The organism is Streptomyces sp. NPDC017225 (assembly GCF_044331465.1).
Lineage (GTDB): Bacteria > Actinomycetota > Actinomycetes > Streptomycetales > Streptomycetaceae > Streptomyces.
This window is the reverse complement of record NZ_JBIRNE010000058.1, coordinates 1-1,648: the sequence shown is the minus strand read 5'-3', so window position 1 is coordinate 1,648 and position 1,648 is coordinate 1. Positions and strand designations below refer to the sequence as shown.

The 1,648-nt window shown below is 71.7% G+C and carries 1 protein-coding gene; it reads right to left on the bottom strand.

Translation table 11 applies throughout. From position 1 onward, the window contains the following. Positions 1–1,648, bottom strand: a 1,648-nt coding sequence (locus ACH4NX_RS38365) for a polyketide synthase dehydratase domain-containing protein (RefSeq protein ID WP_398130381.1), incomplete at both ends; no start/stop codon positions are given.

Below are 1,648 nucleotides of genomic sequence, written 5' to 3'. Positions count from 1 at the left end.
CCAGATGCCGAGCGACCAACCCACCCAACGCACCCGACGCACCCGTCACCAACACCACGTCACCGAACACCGACGACGCCACCGACCCCACACCCACACCCGCACCCGCACCCGCACCCGCACCCGCACCCGCACCCGCACCCGCCGGCACACGCGCCAACCGCGGCACGAGACACTCCCCACCCCGAACCGCCACCTGCGACTCACCGGTCGCCAGCGCCAGCCCCACCCCCGCCTCGATCTCCACGGCATCGACAGCACCGGGCAGATCCAGCAGAACGAACCGCCCCGGATCCTCCGACTGCGCACTGCGCACCAGACCCCACACCGCGGCCCCGGCCAGATCAGTGACATCCTCACCCGCCACCGACACCGCACCCCGCGTCACCACCACCAAACGCGACACCGCGGACTGCAAAGCCCCAAGGACCTCGCCCACCACCGAAGCCACGTCAGAAGCACCGACCCGCAACACCTCCACAGCCACACCCGTGTCCGCGTCCGCGGGCGCGGGCGCAGAGCCACTCGCCTCGACCGGCGTCCAGACGACGCGGTAGAGCGAGTCGGTGTGAGGGGCTGCCAGTGCTGAGACCGGGCGCAGTCCCAAGGACTCGACCGTCGCGACGGGTTCGCCCGTCGCGTCGGTGACCGTCAGGGCGATGTCGCCGTCCTGGCGGCGGGTGACGTGGACCCGCAGCGCGTCCGCGCCGGACGCGTGCAGTTCCACTCCTCTCCAGGAGGACGGCAGGAGAGCCGCATCATCCTCGGGCGCCCCGGACAGCGCGAGTGCGCGCAGCGCCGCGTCGAAGACGGCCGGGTGGAGCCCGAAGGCACCCGACTCCACGTTCTCGGGCAGGCCGGCCTCGGCGAACACCTCCTCACCGCGTCGCCAGGCGGCCTTCAGCCCCTGAAAGGCCGGTCCGTACGCAAGCCCTCCGTCGGCGAGTCGGTCGTAGAACCCGTCCAGGTCGACCGGCTCGGCACCGGTCGGCGGCCACTGGGTCAGGGCGCTCCCGCCGGACACGCTCGCGGCCAGCAGTCCAGTCGCATGCCGTGTCCACGGGGCGTCGATGGCGTTCTCCTCGCGGGCGTACACCACCACGGAGCGGCAGCCGGTTCCGTCTGCGGCCCCGACCACGACCTGAACGGCCACGCCGCCGCGCTCCTGGAGGACCAGCGGCGTCTCGACGGCCAGTTCCTCGATACGGCCGCAGCCGACCTCGTCGCCCGCGCGGACCGCGAGTTCCACGAAGCCGGTACCCGGAAAGACGACGACGTCGTCCACGACGTGGTCGGCCAGCCATTGCTGCGAGCCGATCGACAGCCGTCCGGTGAACACCAGTTGGTCGGAGTCCGCCATCATGACCGTCGCGCCCAGCAAAGGGTGCCGTGCCGCTCCCAGACCCATGGACGCCGGATCCGCGTTCGTCGTCTCGTCGATCAGCCAGAAGCGCCTGCGCTGGAAGGGGTAGGTGGGCAGGTCGACCTGTCTGGCGCCCCGCCCGGCGAGCACCGCCTCCCAGTCCACCGGAACACCGTTCACATAGAGCTGTCCCACCGCTCCCAACAACGCCGCGGTCTCCGGACGCCCACGACGGAGCGCGGGCACGGCCACCGCACCGTCCACCATCGCCGACAGCACACCGTC